Annotated in this window: 22 protein-coding genes and 1 pseudogene; 5 read left to right on the forward strand and 18 right to left on the reverse strand. The window is 70.1% G+C overall.

Translation table 11 applies throughout. The features are described 5' to 3' along the window. Positions 1-21: 21 nt before the first annotated feature. Complete coding sequence (locus ACERUN_RS10820; RefSeq protein WP_370289937.1) at positions 22-387, forward strand: hypothetical protein; 366 nt, start codon at positions 22-24, stop codon at positions 385-387. A 50-nt stretch (positions 388-437) separates the two neighbouring features. Beyond that, entirely contained in the window at positions 438-746 is a 309-nt protein-coding gene (locus ACERUN_RS10825; RefSeq protein ID WP_370289938.1) for a hypothetical protein, read from the forward strand. Positions 747-821: 75 nt separating this feature from the next. Here ACERUN_RS10825 and ACERUN_RS10830 read toward each other — a convergent pair whose 3' ends face one another. From ACERUN_RS10830 to ACERUN_RS10840, 3 genes are all read right to left on the reverse strand, one after another. Then, positions 822-1,349 carry a ferritin gene (locus ACERUN_RS10830; RefSeq protein WP_370289939.1) on the reverse strand — a complete coding sequence of 176 codons (528 nt, stop codon included), beginning with the start codon at positions 1,347-1,349 and terminating at the stop codon, positions 822-824. A gap of 67 nt (positions 1,350-1,416) precedes the next feature. Further along, complete coding sequence (locus ACERUN_RS10835) at positions 1,417-1,611, reverse strand: hypothetical protein (protein WP_370289940.1); 195 nt, start codon at positions 1,609-1,611, stop codon at positions 1,417-1,419. A gap of 78 nt (positions 1,612-1,689) precedes the next feature. Then, complete coding sequence (locus ACERUN_RS10840) at positions 1,690-3,687, reverse strand: protein meaA (RefSeq protein ID WP_370289941.1); 1,998 nt, start codon at positions 3,685-3,687, stop codon at positions 1,690-1,692. Between the two features lie 180 nt (positions 3,688-3,867). Here ACERUN_RS10840 and ACERUN_RS10845 point away from each other — a divergent pair, with 180 nt between their 5' ends. Next, the gene (locus ACERUN_RS10845) at positions 3,868-4,416 is read left to right on the forward strand and encodes a hypothetical protein (RefSeq protein ID WP_370289943.1); all 549 of its coding nucleotides are present in this window, start codon (positions 3,868-3,870) and stop codon (positions 4,414-4,416) included. Positions 4,417-4,634: 218 nt separating this feature from the next. Further along, complete coding sequence (locus tag ACERUN_RS10850) at positions 4,635-5,180, forward strand: hypothetical protein (RefSeq protein ID WP_370289944.1); 546 nt, start codon at positions 4,635-4,637, stop codon at positions 5,178-5,180. Here ACERUN_RS10850 and ACERUN_RS10855 read toward each other — a convergent pair. After that, positions 5,167-5,463, reverse strand: a complete 297-nt coding sequence (locus tag ACERUN_RS10855) for an STAS domain-containing protein (RefSeq protein ID WP_370289946.1) — start codon at positions 5,461-5,463, stop codon at positions 5,167-5,169. The two genes, ACERUN_RS10850 and ACERUN_RS10855, sit on opposite strands and share 14 nt — an antisense overlap. 115 nt (positions 5,464-5,578) lie before the next feature. Here ACERUN_RS10855 and ACERUN_RS10860 point away from each other — a divergent pair, with 115 nt between their 5' ends. Then, a complete protein-coding gene (locus ACERUN_RS10860) occupies positions 5,579-6,160 on the forward strand; it encodes a cob(I)yrinic acid a,c-diamide adenosyltransferase (protein ID WP_370289947.1) in 582 nt (193 codons plus the stop codon). Here the strand turns inward: ACERUN_RS10860 and ACERUN_RS10865 are convergent. The 14 genes and pseudogenes from ACERUN_RS10865 to ACERUN_RS10930 all read right to left on the reverse strand — a co-directional run. After that, complete coding sequence (locus ACERUN_RS10865) at positions 6,142-6,594, reverse strand: DUF2550 domain-containing protein (protein ID WP_370289948.1); 453 nt, start codon at positions 6,592-6,594, stop codon at positions 6,142-6,144. The genes ACERUN_RS10860 and ACERUN_RS10865 overlap by 19 nt on opposite strands. A 36-nt stretch (positions 6,595-6,630) precedes the next feature. After that, positions 6,631-7,035: a F0F1 ATP synthase subunit epsilon gene (locus ACERUN_RS10870; protein WP_370289949.1), complete on the reverse strand. Its 405-nt coding sequence runs from the start codon at positions 7,033-7,035 to the stop codon at positions 6,631-6,633. A gap of 2 nt (positions 7,036-7,037) precedes the next feature. Next, positions 7,038-8,492, reverse strand: a complete 1,455-nt coding sequence (gene atpD, locus ACERUN_RS10875) for a F0F1 ATP synthase subunit beta (protein WP_370289950.1) — start codon at positions 8,490-8,492, stop codon at positions 7,038-7,040. Positions 8,493-8,512: 20 nt separating this feature from the next. After that, on the reverse strand, positions 8,513-9,421 hold the full coding sequence (locus ACERUN_RS10880) for a F0F1 ATP synthase subunit gamma (protein ID WP_370289952.1): 909 nt from the start codon (positions 9,419-9,421) through the stop codon (positions 8,513-8,515). A 2-nt stretch (positions 9,422-9,423) separates the two neighbouring features. Continuing rightward, positions 9,424-10,968: a F0F1 ATP synthase subunit alpha gene (gene atpA, locus ACERUN_RS10885; RefSeq protein ID WP_370289953.1), complete on the reverse strand. Its 1,545-nt coding sequence runs from the start codon at positions 10,966-10,968 to the stop codon at positions 9,424-9,426. A 41-nt stretch (positions 10,969-11,009) separates the two neighbouring features. After that, positions 11,010-11,819 carry a F0F1 ATP synthase subunit delta gene (locus ACERUN_RS10890; protein ID WP_370289954.1) on the reverse strand — a complete coding sequence of 270 codons (810 nt, stop codon included), beginning with the start codon at positions 11,817-11,819 and terminating at the stop codon, positions 11,010-11,012. Further along, a complete protein-coding gene (locus ACERUN_RS10895; RefSeq protein ID WP_370289955.1) occupies positions 11,819-12,376 on the reverse strand; it encodes a F0F1 ATP synthase subunit B in 558 nt (185 codons plus the stop codon). The genes ACERUN_RS10890 and ACERUN_RS10895 overlap by 1 nt, the downstream gene beginning before the upstream one ends. Positions 12,377-12,408: 32 nt before the next feature. After that, positions 12,409-12,627 carry an ATP synthase F0 subunit C gene (atpE, locus tag ACERUN_RS10900; RefSeq protein ID WP_370289970.1) on the reverse strand — a complete coding sequence of 73 codons (219 nt, stop codon included), beginning with the start codon at positions 12,625-12,627 and terminating at the stop codon, positions 12,409-12,411. An 89-nt stretch (positions 12,628-12,716) separates the two neighbouring features. After that, positions 12,717-13,562: a F0F1 ATP synthase subunit A gene (gene atpB, locus ACERUN_RS10905; RefSeq protein ID WP_370289956.1), complete on the reverse strand. Its 846-nt coding sequence runs from the start codon at positions 13,560-13,562 to the stop codon at positions 12,717-12,719. 19 nt (positions 13,563-13,581) lie between these two features. After that, the gene (locus tag ACERUN_RS10910; protein WP_370289957.1) at positions 13,582-13,791 is read right to left on the reverse strand and encodes a hypothetical protein; all 210 of its coding nucleotides are present in this window, start codon (positions 13,789-13,791) and stop codon (positions 13,582-13,584) included. Positions 13,792-13,821: 30 nt separating this feature from the next. Continuing rightward, positions 13,822-14,277, reverse strand: a complete 456-nt coding sequence (locus tag ACERUN_RS10915; protein WP_370289958.1) for a hypothetical protein — start codon at positions 14,275-14,277, stop codon at positions 13,822-13,824. Positions 14,278-14,345: 68 nt separating this feature from the next. Further along, positions 14,346-15,542 carry a glycosyltransferase family 4 protein gene (locus ACERUN_RS10920; RefSeq protein WP_370289959.1) on the reverse strand — a complete coding sequence of 399 codons (1,197 nt, stop codon included), beginning with the start codon at positions 15,540-15,542 and terminating at the stop codon, positions 14,346-14,348. A gap of 15 nt (positions 15,543-15,557) precedes the next feature. Next, entirely contained in the window at positions 15,558-16,220 is a 663-nt protein-coding gene (locus tag ACERUN_RS10925) for an L-threonylcarbamoyladenylate synthase (RefSeq protein WP_370289960.1), read from the reverse strand. Positions 16,221-16,224: 4 nt separating this feature from the next. After that, a pseudogene (locus ACERUN_RS10930) lies at positions 16,225-16,625 on the reverse strand (class I SAM-dependent methyltransferase); the annotation flags it as partial.

Here is a 16,625-nt window from a genome sequence, read left to right on the forward strand (position 1 = left end):
CGCGCCGACTACCCTGCTGCGGTGACCTCCCTGCGACGCTCCCTCGCCCCTGTGGCCGCGGCGACCCTGCTGTTCCTGTCCCTCGCCGCCTGCGGCGGCGACGACACCGTGGCCTCCGACGACCCCACCCCGTCCGAGGCCGTGACCACCGAGTCCGACCTCATGACGACCGAGGCGGCGAACACGACCTGCGGGGAGTACCTCGCGATGACCGTCGAGGAGCAGGTGGCCTTCGTCGACCGGGAGGTCCAGCGCAAGGGCAACGACGCCGACCGCGCGCAGTGGGACGCCCTGACCCCCGAGCAGCAGGCGAAGGCCGCGGCGGAGGGCCGTGCGGTGTGCGCCGACCAAGACCCCGACACCACCTTCGCCGAGATCGTCGACTGAGCGCGGCGCGCACCGCAGACAGCGGGTCCGGGGCGGGCTAGGCTCCGCCAATGATCTCGATCCCCGACACCCGGGTGCTGCTGCGCACCCCCGCCGCGATGGTCCTGGGCGCCGTGCTCCTGGGCTCCTCGCTCACCGCCTGCTCCGACTCCCCCGGCGACACCACCTGCGGTGAGTTCACGAAGATGTCCGACTCCGAGCGCATCGACCTCATCGACCAGGAGGTCGACCAGAACGGGTCCGACAGCGACAAGGAGCAGTGGGACTCCTTCACCGACGACCAGAAGAAGATCGCCGCCGACGCCGCCCTCACCGGCTGCGACGGCGAGGACCCCGACACCAAGCTCGACGACCTCTGAGCCCCCACACCGCGCCGTGACGCGATCGGACCCCGCAGCGGCTGCTGCGGGGCCCGATCGGTGTCCGGGGACGGCTCAGGCGCCGCCGGCCGCCTTGGGGGCGGTGGCGTCCTCGCCCTCGCCGCCCTGCTCGCGGGCCACGTACTCCTCGATGCGCTCGAGGTTCTCGGCGTTGCGGGTGGCGACGGTCAGCAGGTCGCTCATCGTGGCGACCTCCTCGACCTGCTCCTTGATGAACCACTGCATGAACTGCTCGGAGGCGAAGTCGCTCTCCTCGCGGGCGATCCGCAGCAGGTTGTTGATCTGGTCGGTGACGCGCTTCTCCTGCGCGAGGGCCAGCTCGATCGGCGCGACGACGCCGTCGAAGCTCGGCACCGGCGCCTCGACGCCGGGGATGACGACCTCGGCGTCGGTGTCGAGGAGGTACTGCACCATCATCATGGCGTGCTCGCGCTCCTCCAGCGCCTGGGCGTAGAAGAACGACGCCAGGCGCGGCATCGTCAGGGCGTCGTAGTGCACCGCCACGGCGAGGTACTGGTTGTGGGCGGCCAGCTCGTTGCCGATCTGGGCGTTGAGCGCCTCGGCGAATCGGGTTGCAGTCACGTCAGGAATTCTCTCAGCACGGGGAAGGCGGGGACCGCGAAGGGTCGCCTCACCCCCGACGCAGGGTTCAGGCGGCCTTGGCCAGCTTCTTCTTGGTGACCTTGCCGCCGTCGAGGCGCACGACGACGCGCCGCTTGACGGTGTAGCCCGAGGGCAGGGAGCCCTCCTTGAGCATGCGCAGCGGGCAGCGCCCGCACTTCGACTTCGACTCGCAGCACTTGAGCTTCGGCACCTTCGCCTTGCCCTTGCTCTTCTTGCCCATGAGCACAGCATACGACACAAAGGAAAGGCTTGCCTCACTTATGTGAGGCAAGCCTTCCTGGGTGGCCGAAGGACCGGATCAGTCCAGGTCGTTCGCGCGACGGATGACGCTGACGATCCCGTCCATGATCTCGGTGAGGCCGAAGTCCTTGGGCGTGTAGACCGCGGCGACACCCTGCTCGAGAAGCCGCTTGCCGTCCGACTCGGGGATGATGCCGCCCACGATCACCGGGACGTCGTCGAGGCCCGCGGCGCGCAGGCCGTCGAGCACCGCCGGCACGAGCTCCATGTGCGAGCCGGAGAGGATCGAGAGACCCACGCAGTGCACGTCCTCGGCCACGGCCGCGGCGACGATCTGCTCGGGGGTCAGCCGGATGCCCTGGTAGATGACCTCGAAGCCGGCGTCACGGGCGCGCACCGCCACCTGCTCCGCACCGTTGGAGTGCCCGTCCAGGCCCGGCTTGCCGACGAGCAGGCGGAGCCGGCCCCCCAGCTCGTCGCCGGTGGCCGTGACCCGCTCGCGGACGGCGGTGAGCTCGGCACCGGCCTCGGCGACGCCGACGGCGCCGCTCACGCCCGTGGGGGCACGGAACTCGCCGAACACCTCGCGCAGCGTGCCGGCCCACTCCCCCGTGGTGGCGCCCGCCCGGGCGGCGGCCAGGGTGGCGGCCATGAGGTTGGCGTCGGTCTTGGCGTCGGCGGCCAGCTTGGCCAGGGCCTCGGCGACGGCGGCCTCGTCGCGCCCGGCCTTCCACTGCTCGACCGAGTCACGGGCGGCCTGCTCGGCGGCGGGGTCGGCCACCATGATCGCGCCGTCGAGGTCGGCGGTCAGCGGGGACGGCTCGGTGGTGTCGAACTTGTTGACCCCGACGATGATCTCCTCGCCGTTCTCGATCCGGGCGCGGCGGGCGGCGTGGGCCGAGACGAGCTCCTGCTTCATGTAGCCGGACTCGACGGCGGCGATCGCACCGCCCATGGCCTGCACGCGGTCCATCTCGGCGCGGGCGCCGTCGATGAGCTCGCGCACCTTGGCCTCCACCACGGTGGAGCCGTCGAAGATGTCGTCGTACTCGAGCAGGTCGGACTCGAAGGCCAGCACCTGCTGCAGGCGCAGCGACCACTGCTGGTCCCAGGGCCGCGGCAGGCCCAGCGCCTCGTTCCAGGCGGGCAGCTGCACGGCCCGCGCGCGGGCGTTCTTGCTCAGGGTGACCCCGAGCATCTCCAGCACGATGCGCTGGACGTTGTTCTCGGGCTGGGCCTCGGTGAGGCCCAGGGAGTTCACCTGCACGCCGTAGCGGAAGCGACGCATCTTGGGGTCCTCGACGCCGTAGCGCTCGCGGCAGATCTCGTCCCAGAGCTCGACGAAGGCGCGCATCTTGCACATCTCCTCGATGAACCGCACCCCGGCGTTGACGAAGAAGGAGATGCGGCCCACGACCTTGGGGAAGTCGGCCTCGGAGACCTGGCCGGAGTTCTTGACCTGGTCGAGCACCGCGATGGCGGTGCACAGGGCGTAGGCGAGCTCCTGGGTGGGCGTCGCGCCGGCCTCCTGCAGGTGGTAGCTGCAGATGTTGATGGGATTCCACTTGGGGATCTGGTGGACGGTGTAGGCGATCATGTCGCTGATCAGCCGCAGCGAGTGCTCCGGCGGGAACACGTAGGTCCCGCGCGAGAGGTACTCCTTGATGATGTCGTTCTGGGTGGTGCCGGCCAGCTGGTGCGCCACCGCCTCGGGGCTGAGGTCGGGGTTCTGCTCCTCCGCCGCCACCTGGTAGAGCGCCAGGAGCCACATCGCGGTGGCGTTGATCGTCATCGAGGTGTTCATCTCGGTGAGCGGGATCTGGTCGAACAGCTTGCGCATCTCACCCAGGTGCGGCACCGGCACACCCACCTTGCCGACCTCGCCGCGCGACATCACCGAGTCGGGGTCGTACCCGGTCTGCGTCGGCAGGTCGAAGGCGACCGACAGCCCGGTCTGCCCCTTGGCGAGGTTCGTGCGGTAGAGCTTGTTGGACGCCGCGGCGGTCGAGTGCCCCGCGTAGGTCCGCATCACCCAGGGACGGTCCTTCTCAGCCATGGCGCGAAGCCTACGACGTTGTTAACCATTAGTAACCGCTGTCTTGATGGGAGATAGGCCACTCCCCGAGGGCCGCCCGCGCCGCACGACCGCGTCCACAGCCCCACCCCGACTCCATGGACGCCCGGCCCGACCCGTTCTAGGGTCGTCGCACATCGTTTCTCGGAAGGCACCACCACGATGCGCACACGCCTCCACACCACCCTGCCCACCCTCACGGCCCTCCTGCTGGCCCTCTCGGCCTGCACCAGCTCGCCCGCCCCCAAGCCGCCACCCCTGGAGCCCAGCGACACCGCTGGATCGACCAGCCCACGGCCTACCGATCCGGTCGCATCAGATCTGCCGCCCGAAACCGCGGAAGAATTCGTCGTGCGATGGCAAGTGGAAGCCTTTCGCATGCAGCAAACGGGAGACACTTCCCAGTACCTTGCGATGTCTCGCGAGTGTCGTCAGTGCTCAGATCTGGCCGACTCCGTTACCTCGATCTATCGGGAGGGCGGCGAGATCGAGGTCGAGCTCCCCAAGATTGAGGACCTAAGCCTGGTGGGCACCCCCGGGAAGGTCACGATCCTGGAGTACGACCTAGAGACTGCGCCGACAGTCGTAAGGGACTCGCAAGGTGAGGTCGACCAGCGATTTCCCGGGGGCGTGGAGCGCTTCCAGGTCAACGTGGTCAGATCGCGTGGCGGCTGGTTCATTGTCAGGTTCGGCGAGGTGGACCGAGCATGAGTGTGATTGCGGCAGCCGCCTGGATTCTGATGCTTTCTGCGGATCCGAGCCCCATCGACGTAGACGCCAGCCTTCAGAGTGTCTCCGGCTCGCAGGGTCAAGTTCCTGAGGGCACTCCAGGATTGGAGACCGTCGGTACTGGTGGATCGCAACCCATCCGATACGAGCCGAGTTGCGACATCGGAGGCGATGCCCTCTGCTTCGCACGCTCCGCGTGCGTGGAGGACGGGTATGACGGCTTCCTCTACGACATCTACCGCGGCGACACGTACCTCGGGCAGACCTGCGTGACCGACGCGCCCGGCCAGCCCGCGGCCCCGGTGCTCACCCCGGCCCGCATCGAGCGGGAGTTCCGGGCCCTGGACTGGCCGGCGAGCGACCTGCAGGTCCAGCCGACCAACGGTCGCACCCTGGTGAACCTCCCGACCAACCTGTTCACGACCAACACCGAGCCCCACCGGCGCACGCTCACCCTCCTCGGGCAGCGGATCACGATCGAGGCCACGGCGGTCGGTTGGACCTGGAGCCACGGCGACGGGACGACCCGCTCCACGACGGCCCCGGGCCGCGGCTACCCCCACCTCGACCTCGCCCACACCTACACCACCCCGGGCCGGGTCAGCCTCGGGCTCACCACCACCTACGAGGGCCGCTACCGCCTGGGGAACGGCCCCTGGAGCACGATCCCGGCCACGCTCGACGTCGTGAGCCCGGCCGCGACCCTGCGGGTCGGTGAGGCCCGCCCGGTGCTCAGCACGCGGTAGCGCGGTCCAGGTGCACCAGCCGGATCAGGTGCGTGCGGTGCAGCAGCCGCCGCACCGACCCGTTGCAGCCCCGCAGCGTGACCCGGCGCTCGGCCCGGTGCGCCACGAACGTCGCCGCCGCGAGCAGCCGCAGGGCGGTGACGTCGACCGCGCGGACGTCCGAGAGGTCCACCACCACGGCGCGGTGCCGGTCGAGGGTGTCGTACACGACGTCGCGCACCTCGTGCGTCGAGCGCGCGTCGAAGTCGCCGTGCAACATCACCACGGCACCGTCGGTGCTCACGTCCATGGGTCCTCCCGAGTCCGATGACAGCCCTCACTCCTTCAGACGTGCTGGAGGCCGTTCCGGTTGCCTGACCACCCGATCGGTACCCCGTCCGACGCGCTACGGTCGGACCATGGTCAACCTCACCCGCATCTACACCCGCACCGGCGACGCCGGAGAGACCCGCCTCGGCGACATGAGCGTGACCACGAAGAACGACCTGCGACTGCACGCCTACGCCGACGTCGACGAGGCCAACGCCCACCTCGGCGTCGCGCTGGCCACGGGCGGCCTGGACGACGACGTCGTCAGCGTGCTCACCCACCTGCAGAACGACCTGTTCGACGTCGGTGCCGACTTCTGCACCCCGGTGGTGGCCGAGCCCGACTTCCCGCCGCTGCGCATCACGCAGGACTACGTCGACCGACTCGAGGCCTGGTGCGACCACTACAACGAGGACCTGCCCGCCCTGCGGTCCTTCATCCTCAACGGCGGCACCCCGGCCGCCGCCCAGCTGCACGTGTGCCGCACCGTGATCCGCCGCGCCGAACGGGCGGCGTGGGCGGCCTACGAGGTGCACGGCGAGTCGATGAACGTCCTGGCGATCACGTACCTCAACCGCCTCAGCGACCTGGTCTTCATCCTGGCCCGGTACGCCAACCGCGGCAGCGGCGACGTGCTGTGGGTGCCGGGCGGTCAGCGCAGCAGCGACTGATCCCAGTCCGTGCCGGGTGGGCGCGCCTCGAGCCACGCCTGGAAGCCGGTGAGGGAGGCCACGCTCATCGCGAGCTCGACCTCACCGGTGGACCCCTGGCAGCGGATGACCAGGTGGTCGGGGTAGAGCAGCGCCTGCTCGGCGCCGACGGGCTCGCGACGACCGTCGTAGGTCAGCTCGTCGCGCTCCCAGACCCGGGTCGGACCGGGCCAGAGGGTGAAGATGCGGAACCACTCCAGCCGCTCGCCGGAGTAGCGGCCGATCCCGAGAACCCAACCGCGCCCGTCCCCGGAGGGACGGACGCGGTGTGAGAGTTCGAAGGTGCCGCCGTGACGCCCGATCAGGCGACGGCGGACCACCAGGGCGACCAGGCCGAGGAGGACGAGGAGCAGCACGACGCCGGCAGCATCGATGACCCACTGCCACCACGCCACGCTGCGCCCCCTCTCGACCCTGGGAACACTAGCGGGTCAGGCTCGCGCCTTCTCGACCGCCCTCAGCCGGGCCTCCGCCTGGCGGATGCGGCGCTCGCCCTCGTCGGCGGAGTCCAGGGCGTGCGCCTGGGCCTCCTCGAGGTCGATGCGCACCTGGTCGACGTCGATCTCCTCGGCGAGCACGGCGTGCTCGGAGAGGATCGAGACCCGGTCGTTGGCCACGGAGATGAACCCGCCGTCGGCGACGGCGATGACCGCCGGACCGTCGACCGCGAGGATCTCCACGGTGGCGTCGGTGAGCAGCGAGAGCAGCGGGGCGTGGCCCCGCAGGATCCCGACGTCACCCTCCACCGTGCGGGCCACCACCATCGTCGCCGAGCCGGACCACACGGTCCGGTCGGCGGCGACGAGCTCGACCTGCAGGACTTCAGCGTCGGCCATGATCAGAGGTTCTTCTGGATCTCGGCCCACTTGGCCTCGACGTCGTCGAGGCCACCGCACATGAAGAACGCCTGCTCGGCGACGTGGTCGTACTCACCGTCGGCGATCTTGTTGAACGCCTCGATGGTGTCGGCCACGGGCACGGTCGAGCCCTCGATGCCGGTGAACTGCTTGGCCACGTAGGTGTTCTGCGACAGGAACCGCTGGATGCGGCGCGCGCGGGAGACGATGATCTTGTCCTCCTCGGACAGCTCGTCGACACCCAGGATCGCGATGATGTCCTGCAGCTCCTTGTTGCGCTGCAGGATCTGCTTGATCCGGATCGCGCAGTCGTAGTGCGCCTGACCGATGTACTGCGGGTCGAGGATCCGCGAGGTGGAGGTCAGCGGGTCCACGGCCGGGTAGATGCCCAGCGAGGCGATCTCGCGCGACAGCTCGGTGGTGGCGTCCAGGTGGGCGAACGTCGTGGCCGGCGCCGGGTCGGTGTAGTCGTCGGCCGGCACGTAGCTCGCCTGCATCGAGGTGATCGAGTGACCACGGGTGGAGGTGATGCGCTCCTGGAGCTGACCCATCTCGTCGGCCAGGTTGGGCTGGTAGCCCACCGCGGACGGCATGCGGCCGAGCAGGGTGGAGACCTCCGAGCCGGCCTGGGTGAACCGGAAGATGTTGTCGATGAACAGCAGCACGTCCTGGTTCTGGACGTCGCGGAAGTACTCCGCCATCGTCAGCGCGGACAGCGCGACGCGCAGCCGGGTGCCCGGCGGCTCGTCCATCTGGCCGAACACGAGGGCGGTCTGGCCGATGACGCCGGCCTCCTCCATCTCGACGATCAGGTCGTTGCCCTCGCGGGTGCGCTCGCCCACACCGGCGAACACCGACACACCACCGTGGTCCTTGGCGACACGCGCGATCATCTCCTGGATGAGCACGGTCTTGCCCACGCCGGCGCCGCCGAACAGGCCGATCTTGCCGCCCTGCACGTACGGGGTCAGCAGGTCGATGACCTTGATGCCGGTCTCGAACATCTGGGTCTTCGACTCGAGCTGGTCGAAGGCCGGGGCCTTGCGGTGGATGCCCCAGCGCTCGTTGACCTCGAGGGTCTGACCGGCCTCGAGGTTGAGGCAGTCGCCGGTGGCGTTGAACACCTTGCCGAGGGTGGCGTCGCCGACGGGCACGGTGATCGGGCCGCCGGTGTCGGACACCTGGGCACCGCGCACGAGGCCGTCGGTGGGCTTCAGCGAGATCGCGCGGACCATGCCGTCACCGATGTGCTGGGCCACCTCGAGGGGCAGGATGGTGGTCTCGCCGCCGAGGGTGACCTCGACCTCGAGCTTGTTGTAGATCTCGGGCATCGAGTCCACGGGGAACTCGATGTCGACGACCGGGCCGATCACGCGGGCGATACGGCCGACGCTGCCCGAACCGGACTGGGTGGTCTCTTCAACCGTTGCGGTCATGTCTCTCACTTACCTTCGGGTCACTCGCTGGCGGACGTCGCGTCGGCCAGCGCGTTCACGCCACCGACGATCTCACTGATTTCCTGCGTGATGCCGGCCTGTCGGGCCTGGTTGGCGATCCGCTTGTACTTCTTGATCAGCTCCTCGGCGTTGTCCGTGGCCGACTTCATCGCCTTCTGACGGGCGGCGAGCTCGGAGGCCGCCGCCTGCAGGAGGCAGAAGAAGATGCGGCTCTGGACGTACTGCGGGAGCAGGCCGTCGAGGACGGCCTCGGCCGAGGGCTCGAACTCGTACAGCGGCAGCACCTCGCCGTCGGCCGGCGCGTCGCCGTCCTCCAGCTCCAGGGGCAGCAGCCGGATGGCGGCGGGCTCCTGGGTCAGCATCGACTTGAACTGCGTGTACACGACGTGCACCTCGTCGACCCCGCCCTCGGCCACCTCGGCGAGGAAGGCGTCGATCAGGGTCTGACCCACCTCGGCGGCGGTGTCGTAGTCGGGCTGGTCGGAGAACCCGGTCCAGGCCTGCACGATCGGACGCTGGCGGAACTTGAAGTACGCCTCGCCCTTGCGGCCGCAGACGTAGGTGCTGACGGTCTTGCCCTCGCCCCGCAGGCGCTCGCCGAGGCGCTCGGCCTCCTTGAGCACGTTGGAGGAGTAGGCACCCGCCAGGCCGCGGTCGCTGGTCACGACCAGCACCGCGGCCCGGGTGGGCTCGGCGACCTCGGTGGTGAGCGGGTGGTCGACGTTGGAGTACGTCGCCACCGCGGACACCGCCCGGGTGAGCTCGCGGGCGTACGGCGCCGCCGCCTGCGCCCGCTGCTGGGCCTTGATGATGCGCGACGCAGCGATGAGCTCCATGGCACGCGTGATCTTCTTCATCGACTCGGTCGACCTGATCCGCGCGCGGTACTCGCGCAGCGAGACGGCCATGCTCAGCCCTCGCTCTGGAACTGCGGCAGGAACGCGTCGTACGCCGCGACCAGACCGGCCTCGTCCTCGAACTTGGTGGTCTCCCGGATGCCGGCGAGCAGGCCGGCGTGCGAGCGACGCAGGTAGTCGAGGAACTCGGCCTCGAAGCGCAGCACGTCGGCCACGTCGAGGACGTCGAGGCGGCCGGTGGTGCCGAGCCACAGCGAGACGGTCATCTCCTCGAGCGGGTACGGCGAGTAGGCCGGCTGCTTGAGCAGCGCCATGAGGCGCTGGCCACGGTCGAGCTGCTGGCGCGAGGCGGCGTCGAGGTCGGAGGCGAACATCGCGAAGGCCTCCATCGCGCGGAACTGAGCCAGGTCGACCTTGAGCGAACCGGTGACGGCCTTCATCGCCTTGGTCATCGCCGAGCCGCCCACGCGCGACACCGAGATGCCCACGTCGATGGCGGGGCGCTGGTTGGCCGCGAAGAGGTCGGACTGGAGGAAGATCTGACCGTCGGTGATCGAGATGACGTTGGTCGGGATGAACGCCGAGACGTCGTTGGCCTTGGTCTCGATGATCGGCAGACCGGTCATCGAGCCCGCGCCGAGCTCGTCGGAGAGCTTCGCGCAGCGCTCGAGCAGCCGGCTGTGCAGGTAGAAGACGTCACCGGGGTAGGCCTCACGGCCCGGGGGACGACGCAGCAGCAGCGACACCGCACGGTAGGCCTCGGCCTGCTTGGTGAGGTCGTCGAAGACGATCAGCACGTGCTTGCCGTCGTACATCCACTGCTGGCCGATGGCCGAGCCGGTGTACGGGGCGAGGTACTTGAAGCCGGCGCTGTCGGAGGCCGGGGAGGCGACGATGGTGGTGTACTCCAGCGCGCCGGCCTCCTCGAGGGCACCGCGCACCGAGGCGATGGTGGAGCCCTTCTGGCCGATGGCGACGTAGATGCAGCGCACCTGCTTGGTCGGATCGCCCGACTCCCAGTTCTGCTTCTGGTTGATGATCGTGTCGATCGCGATCGTCGTCTTGCCGGTCGCGCGGTCGCCGATGATCAGCTGACGCTGGCCACGGCCGATCGGGGTCATCGAGTCGATGGCCTTGATGCCGGTGGCGAGGGGCTCGTGCACCGACTTGCGCTGCATCACGGTCGGCGCCTGGAGCTCCAGGGCGCGGCGGCCGGACGCGGCGATCTCGCCGAGGCCGTCGATCGGGGTGCCGAGCGGGTCCACGACGCGACCGAGGAACGCGTCACCGACGGGCACGGAGAGCACCTCGCCCGTGCGGCGGACCGTCTGGCCCTCCTCGATCTTGTCGAAGTCACCGAGGATGACGACACCGATCTCGCGGGTCTCCAGGTTGAGGGCGAGGCCGCGCGTGCCGTCCTCGAACTCCAGGAGTTCGTTGGCCATGCACGAGGGCAGGCCCGTCACCCGGGCGATGCCGTCGGCCGCCTGCGAGACGGTGCCGACCTCCTCCTTGCTGGCCGCTTCCGGCTTGTAGTCGGCGACGTACTTCTGCAGTGCGTCCCGGATCTCCTCCGGACGGATCGAGAGCTCCGTCATCGTCTTCCTTCTCTCTGACCTTGAAATGTGGGTACGTGGGTTCAGCCGACGAGTCGCCGGCGGGCGTCGTCGAGGCGGCTGGACACCGTCCCGTCGATGACGTCGTCACCGATCTCCACGCGGATGCCACCGAGCACCGTGGGATCGACGACCAGGTTGAGGTGCACCGGTCGGCCGTACTGCGACGCCAGGGCGCCGCCGAGCCGGTCGAGCTCGGCCTCCGAGAGCGGGCGGGCCGCTCGGATGGTGGCCACGCTCTGACCGTGCACCTGGGCCGCGACCTTCTCGTAGGCCGCGAGGGCCGCGAGGGCGGTGCGGTAGGTGCCCGCCAGGGAGCGGACCGCGAGGGTGACCGTGGCCGGCAGCGCCTTGCCCTCGAGCAGCGAGGACAGCAGCGTCACCTTGTCGGCCTCGGACCGGGCCGGGTCGGAGAGCGCGTCGCGCAGCTCCGGGGTGGTCCGGATGGTCTGGCCGACCGAGAACAGCTCGTCCACCAGGCGACCCGACTCCGCACCGGCGGAGGTCACCGTGGCGACGACGCTGAGGTGCTCGAGCACGTCGGCGAGGTCACGGGTGGCGGTCCACCGGCGCGCGACGGCGGCGCTGAGCACCGCCACCGCGCCGGCGCCGTACCGGGGCCCGAAGACCTCGGCCACGAGGCCCTGCTTGGCCGCGACCGGCACCGAGGCGTCGGTCGCTAAGCGCCGGAGCGCCCCCTCACGGCGCAGCGTCTGCGCCAGGTCGAACAGGTCCGCCGAGACCTGGGTCGCTGCCGCGGCGTCGGCGGTGTGACCCGCCAGCTCCTCGGTCAGCGTGACCAGGGCCTCCGCGGAGGCGCCCCGCAGATCCATCACTGGGCCCCGGACTTACCGGTCTCGAGGTCGGCGAGGAACCGCTCGACGACGCGCGACTGGCGCTCGTCGTCCTCCAGGCTCTCCCCCACGATCCGACCCGCGAGGGTGGTGGCGAGGGTGCCGACTTCGGCCCGCAGCGAGGTGACCGCCTGCTGGCGCTCGGCCTCGATCTGGGTCTTGCCGTGCTCGACGATCCGGGCAGCCTCGGTCTGAGCCTGCTCACGCATCTCGGCCACGATCGCGGCGCCCTGCTCGCGCGCCTCCTCACGGATGCGCGCGGCCTCGTGACGGGCCTCGGCCAGCTGGGCCTCGAGCTCGGCGAGCTTGGCGTCGGCCTCGGCCTGCTTGCTCTCGGCGGCGGACAGGCCGCCCTCGATGGCCTTGGTGCGCTCCTCGAAGGTGGCCTCGAAGTTCGGGACGATGAACTTCTTGACCGCGAGGAAGAGCAGACCGAAGACGACGATCGAGAGCACGAGCTCGACCGGGTGCGGCACGAGCGGGTTGAGGTCTTCCCCGGCCGCCCGCAGCACCAGGGGTGCGTTGAGAATCTGCATGGCAGGTCCTTCCAGGTCCTACGAGGGCTTGGTCAGCTCAGGACGAACGCAAGGGCGATACCGATGATGGCGAGCGCCTCGGCGAGGGCGAAGCCCAGGATGGCGATCGACTGCAGGCGGCTCTGGGCCTCCGGCTGGCGGGCGACACCGGCGATGTAGGCGGCGAAGATCAGACCGATACCGATACCCGGGCCGATGGCGGCCAGGCCGTAACCGATCATGTTGAGCGAGCCGTTCAGCTCACCGGTCATCGCGAGCGCGTTGATCATGGGATCCCTTTCGGTTTGGAACTACTGGGGTGGTGCAGAACTGGGGCGGGCTGGGTGCTGCGTGGTGGTGCTCAGTGCTCGTCGGCCAGCGCACCGGCGATGTACATCGCGGTGAGCAGGACGAACACGTACGCCTGGAGGAACTGGATCAGGACCTCGAGGAAGGCGACGGCGATGAAGAGCACCCAGGAGAGCAGGCCGACGCCGATGTAGGCGCCACCCATCTCGGCGATGAGGTACTCGCCGCCGAGAGCGAACAGGATGAGCAGCAGGTGGCCGGCGAACATGTTGCAGAACAGACGCAGGGCCAGCGTGACCGGGCGGACCAGGATGTTGGAGAGGAACTCCAGCGGGATCAGCAGGGCCAGGATGGGGCCGTGCACGCCCGAGGGCACGCTCTGCAGCTTGAAGTAGCCGACGAAGCCGTGCTTCTTGATGCCGACGCCGTTGTAGACGACCCACGAGAGCAGGGCGAGGCTGTAGACCAGGCCCGATCGGGAGAACGTCGGGAACTGGAGGAACGGCACGGTGGCGGCGAAGTTGTTGAACAGCACGAAGAAGAACAGCGCGAACAGGTAGGGCACGAAGCGCTGGAAGTCGTGGCTGCCGATGATGTCGCGGCCGATGGAGTTGCGCACGAAGCCGTACGCCTCCTCACCGACGTACTGCAGCTTGCCGGGCACCATCGCGCGCTTGCGCGAGGCGGCGTAGAAGAGGGCGAAGACCAGGATCGCGACCAGCACGAGCTGGACCATGGGCTTGGTGACGCCGGCGTAGTTGGCCTGGCCCAGGAACTCGAAGGTGCTCGAGCTCGTGCTCCCGCCGATGGGCGGCAGGTTGAAGTCGGCCGGGCTGGGAGGGGTGAACCCCTCGCTCTCTCCCTCGCCGCTCGCGGCGGTCAGGACCAGGCTCAGCATGGGCACTCCTGTTTCTGGACTAGTTCGGGTCCGAGGGGGCTCGGAATCGTGCGAAGGTCTGGTACAGCGCGAGGCCGGCGCCCAGCAGGATGCCGAGGATCACCATGAACTCGGTGCCCCACCATCGGTCGAGCAACCACCCCACGCCTCCGTACAGGAGTACGCCCGACACGAGGTAGCCGAAGGCCAGCCACGGGTCGCCCTTCGGGGTGTCGTCCGACTGACTCATCGCGAGCCGGACAATAGCAGCCGGTCCGGGTCATCGTTCACCCGCCTGCGGGAGGTCGAACACCGGGATGCGCGCGGTGGTCGCCAGGCGCACCTGGGCGACGGTCCACGTGAGGGCGACGCCGAGGATCCCGGCCGAGAGCCAGGACACCGGGAGGCCCTCGGGCCACCGCTCGGCGTCGGAGACGACGGTCAGCGACGCCGCCAGCGCCACGACGACGAGCAGGTAGGTCAGCATCGCCACGAGCAGCGACCACGCGGGCCGCACGGTGGCGACGACGTCGACCGCCATCGCGGCGGTGACCATGACCAGGGTCGCGGCGAGCGCACCGACCAGGGCCGCGCCGGCGGCCCCGGGACCGTCGAGCACCAGACCCGCCACCGCCACGACCAGGCCCCCGGCGAGGGTGACCAGCGCCGAACCGAACAGCACTCGCGCAGCGACGACCCGCGACTGCGGGTCGGTGCGGGAGGTGGCGGTCGTCATCGTCGGCGGCCGATCTGTGCGGTCTGGGAGGGGGGATTCAGGTGTTCCTCAGGTGCTCGTGAAAGTTATCACAAAGTCTCCGGCGCCCCGGCATCGGGTCCGCCGCTCTCACCGGACGGGGTGGCGACCGGGCCCTCCGGCGCCGGTTGACCGGGACGGTGCAGCACCGGCAGCACGAACGTGAGCACCAGGGTGAGCCCGAAGCAGCCGGCGATGCTGAGCCAGACCGAGGGACCGGTGCGCAGGCTCGCCAACACGGTGGAGAAGGCGATCAGGCCCGCCCACAGCCACATGATCGCCACGGCCCGGCGGTGGGAGTGCCCGATCTCGAGCAGTCGGTGGTGCAGGTGCTGCTTGTCGGGGGCGAACGGCGAGCGGCCGGCGCGGGTGCGCCGCACGACCGCCATCACCAGGTCGGCCAGGGGCACGATGAGGATGAGGATCGGCAGGGCGGCGGGCAGCAGCATCGGCAGCAGGCTGGCGCGGGTGCCGTCGGCCCCCAGCGCGATGTCCTCGGGCGAGAACTGCGTGGTGACGGTGATCGCCGAGGCCGAGAGCACCAGCCCCAGGAGCATCGAGCCGGAGTCGCCCATGAACAGGCGGGCCGGGTGCCAGTTGTGCGCCAGGAAGCCCGCGCAGGCGCCGGCCAGCGCGGCCGTCAGCAGGGCGCCGGTGGTGGCGCGGGTGATGCCGTTGGCGCTGGAGAGCTCGTAGCAGTAGACGAAGAAGGCCAGCGCCGAGATGCCCACCACGCCGGCCGCCAGGCCGTCCAGGCCGTCGACGAAGTTCACGGCGTTGACGGTGGCCAGCACCAGGAAGGCGGTGAGCAGGGCGCCCTGGCCGGAGTCGAGCACGAACTGCTCGCCGTCGGCGGGGAAGAAGAAGTGGAACTGGATGCCGGAGTACACCAGCAGCCCGACGGCCACGACCTGGCCGCCGAACTTGCTCAGGGCGTCGAGGTCGAAGATGTCGTCGACCACCCCGACCGCGCACACCACCGCCCCCGAGACCAGCACCGCCTGGGCGTCGGCGAAGACGAAGGGGTCGCTGCGGGAGAGGAACGGCAGCTCCCGCGCCACGAGGAACGCGGCGAAGAGCCCGCCGAGCATGGCGATGCCGCCGAGGTAGGGGATCGGCTCGGCGTGCACGTCGCGGTCACGGACGGCGGCGACGGCGCCCGTGCGCACCGCGATCTCCCGGGCCACGACGGTGAGCAGGTAGGTGATCGCCGCCGCGACGAGGAAGACGACCAGGTACTCGCGCACGCCCGCTCCCCCGTCTCAGTCCAGGTCGGTGAGGGTCGCGCCGAGCGGCTCGAGCACCTCGTTGAGCTGCTCGAGCGACAGCGCCCCGCGGCGCAGGATCCGGCCCTGGTCGCCGGTGCAGTCCACGATCGTCGAGGCCTCTCCCCCCGGCGACTCCCCCGCGTCGACGACGACGGCGACGGAGGCCGCCAGCATCTCCTCGGCCTGGTCGGCGTCGGTGGCGGCGGGCATGCCGGTGAGGTTGGCCGAGCTGACGGCCAGCGGGCCGGTGCGCTCGAGGATCTCGCGGGCCACCTCGTGGTCGGGCATGCGCACCGCGACGGTGCCGCGGGTGTCGCCGAGGTCCCACTGCAGGGACTGCTGCTGGTGGCAGATCACCGTCAGCGGACCGGGCCAGAACGCCTCCACGAGCGCCCGCGCGTAGCCGGGCACGCGGGTGGCGAGCGCGTCGAGGGTCGCGGTGCTGCTCACCAGCACCGGCGGCGGCATCTCCCGGCCCCGCCCCTTGGCCTCCAGCAGGCCGGCGACCGCCTCCTTGTCGAAGGCGTCGGCAGCGATGCCGTAGACGGTGTCGGTGGGGAGCACGACCAGGTCGCCGCGCTGGATCGCCATGACGGCCGCCTCGACGGCGTCCTCGAGTTCCTCGGGGCTCCCGGTGGTGAAGCGCTCGCAGATCACCGGCCTATCGTGCCAGCCGCGCGGTGAGGTAGCGCGCACGGCCCGCCAGGTCGCGATGGTCGCGCACGGCGTCCCAGTGCCCGGTGGCGGCGAAGACCGCCGGGGCGCTCTCCCCCTGCACGTCGGCGTGCTCGATCCCGACGACCCCGCCGGGCCGCAGCAGACCGCGGCCGCGGCGCTCCAGCGCGCGGATCGCCTCCAGCCCGTCGTCACCGGAGAACAGGGCGAGGTGGGGGTCGTGGTCGCGCGCCTCGGCCGCCACCGACTCCCACGCCTCCAGCGGGATGTAGGGCGGGTTGCTGACCAGCACGTCGACCTGTCCCGCCAGCTCGGGGACGGCGGTGGCGAGGTCGCCGTGGTGGAGCTCGCACCCCGTGCCGGCGAGGTTGCGCTCGGCCCCCCCCA

It is taken from the genome of Nocardioides sp., from assembly GCF_964229035.1.
Taxonomy (GTDB): domain Bacteria; phylum Actinomycetota; class Actinomycetes; order Propionibacteriales; family Nocardioidaceae; genus Nocardioides.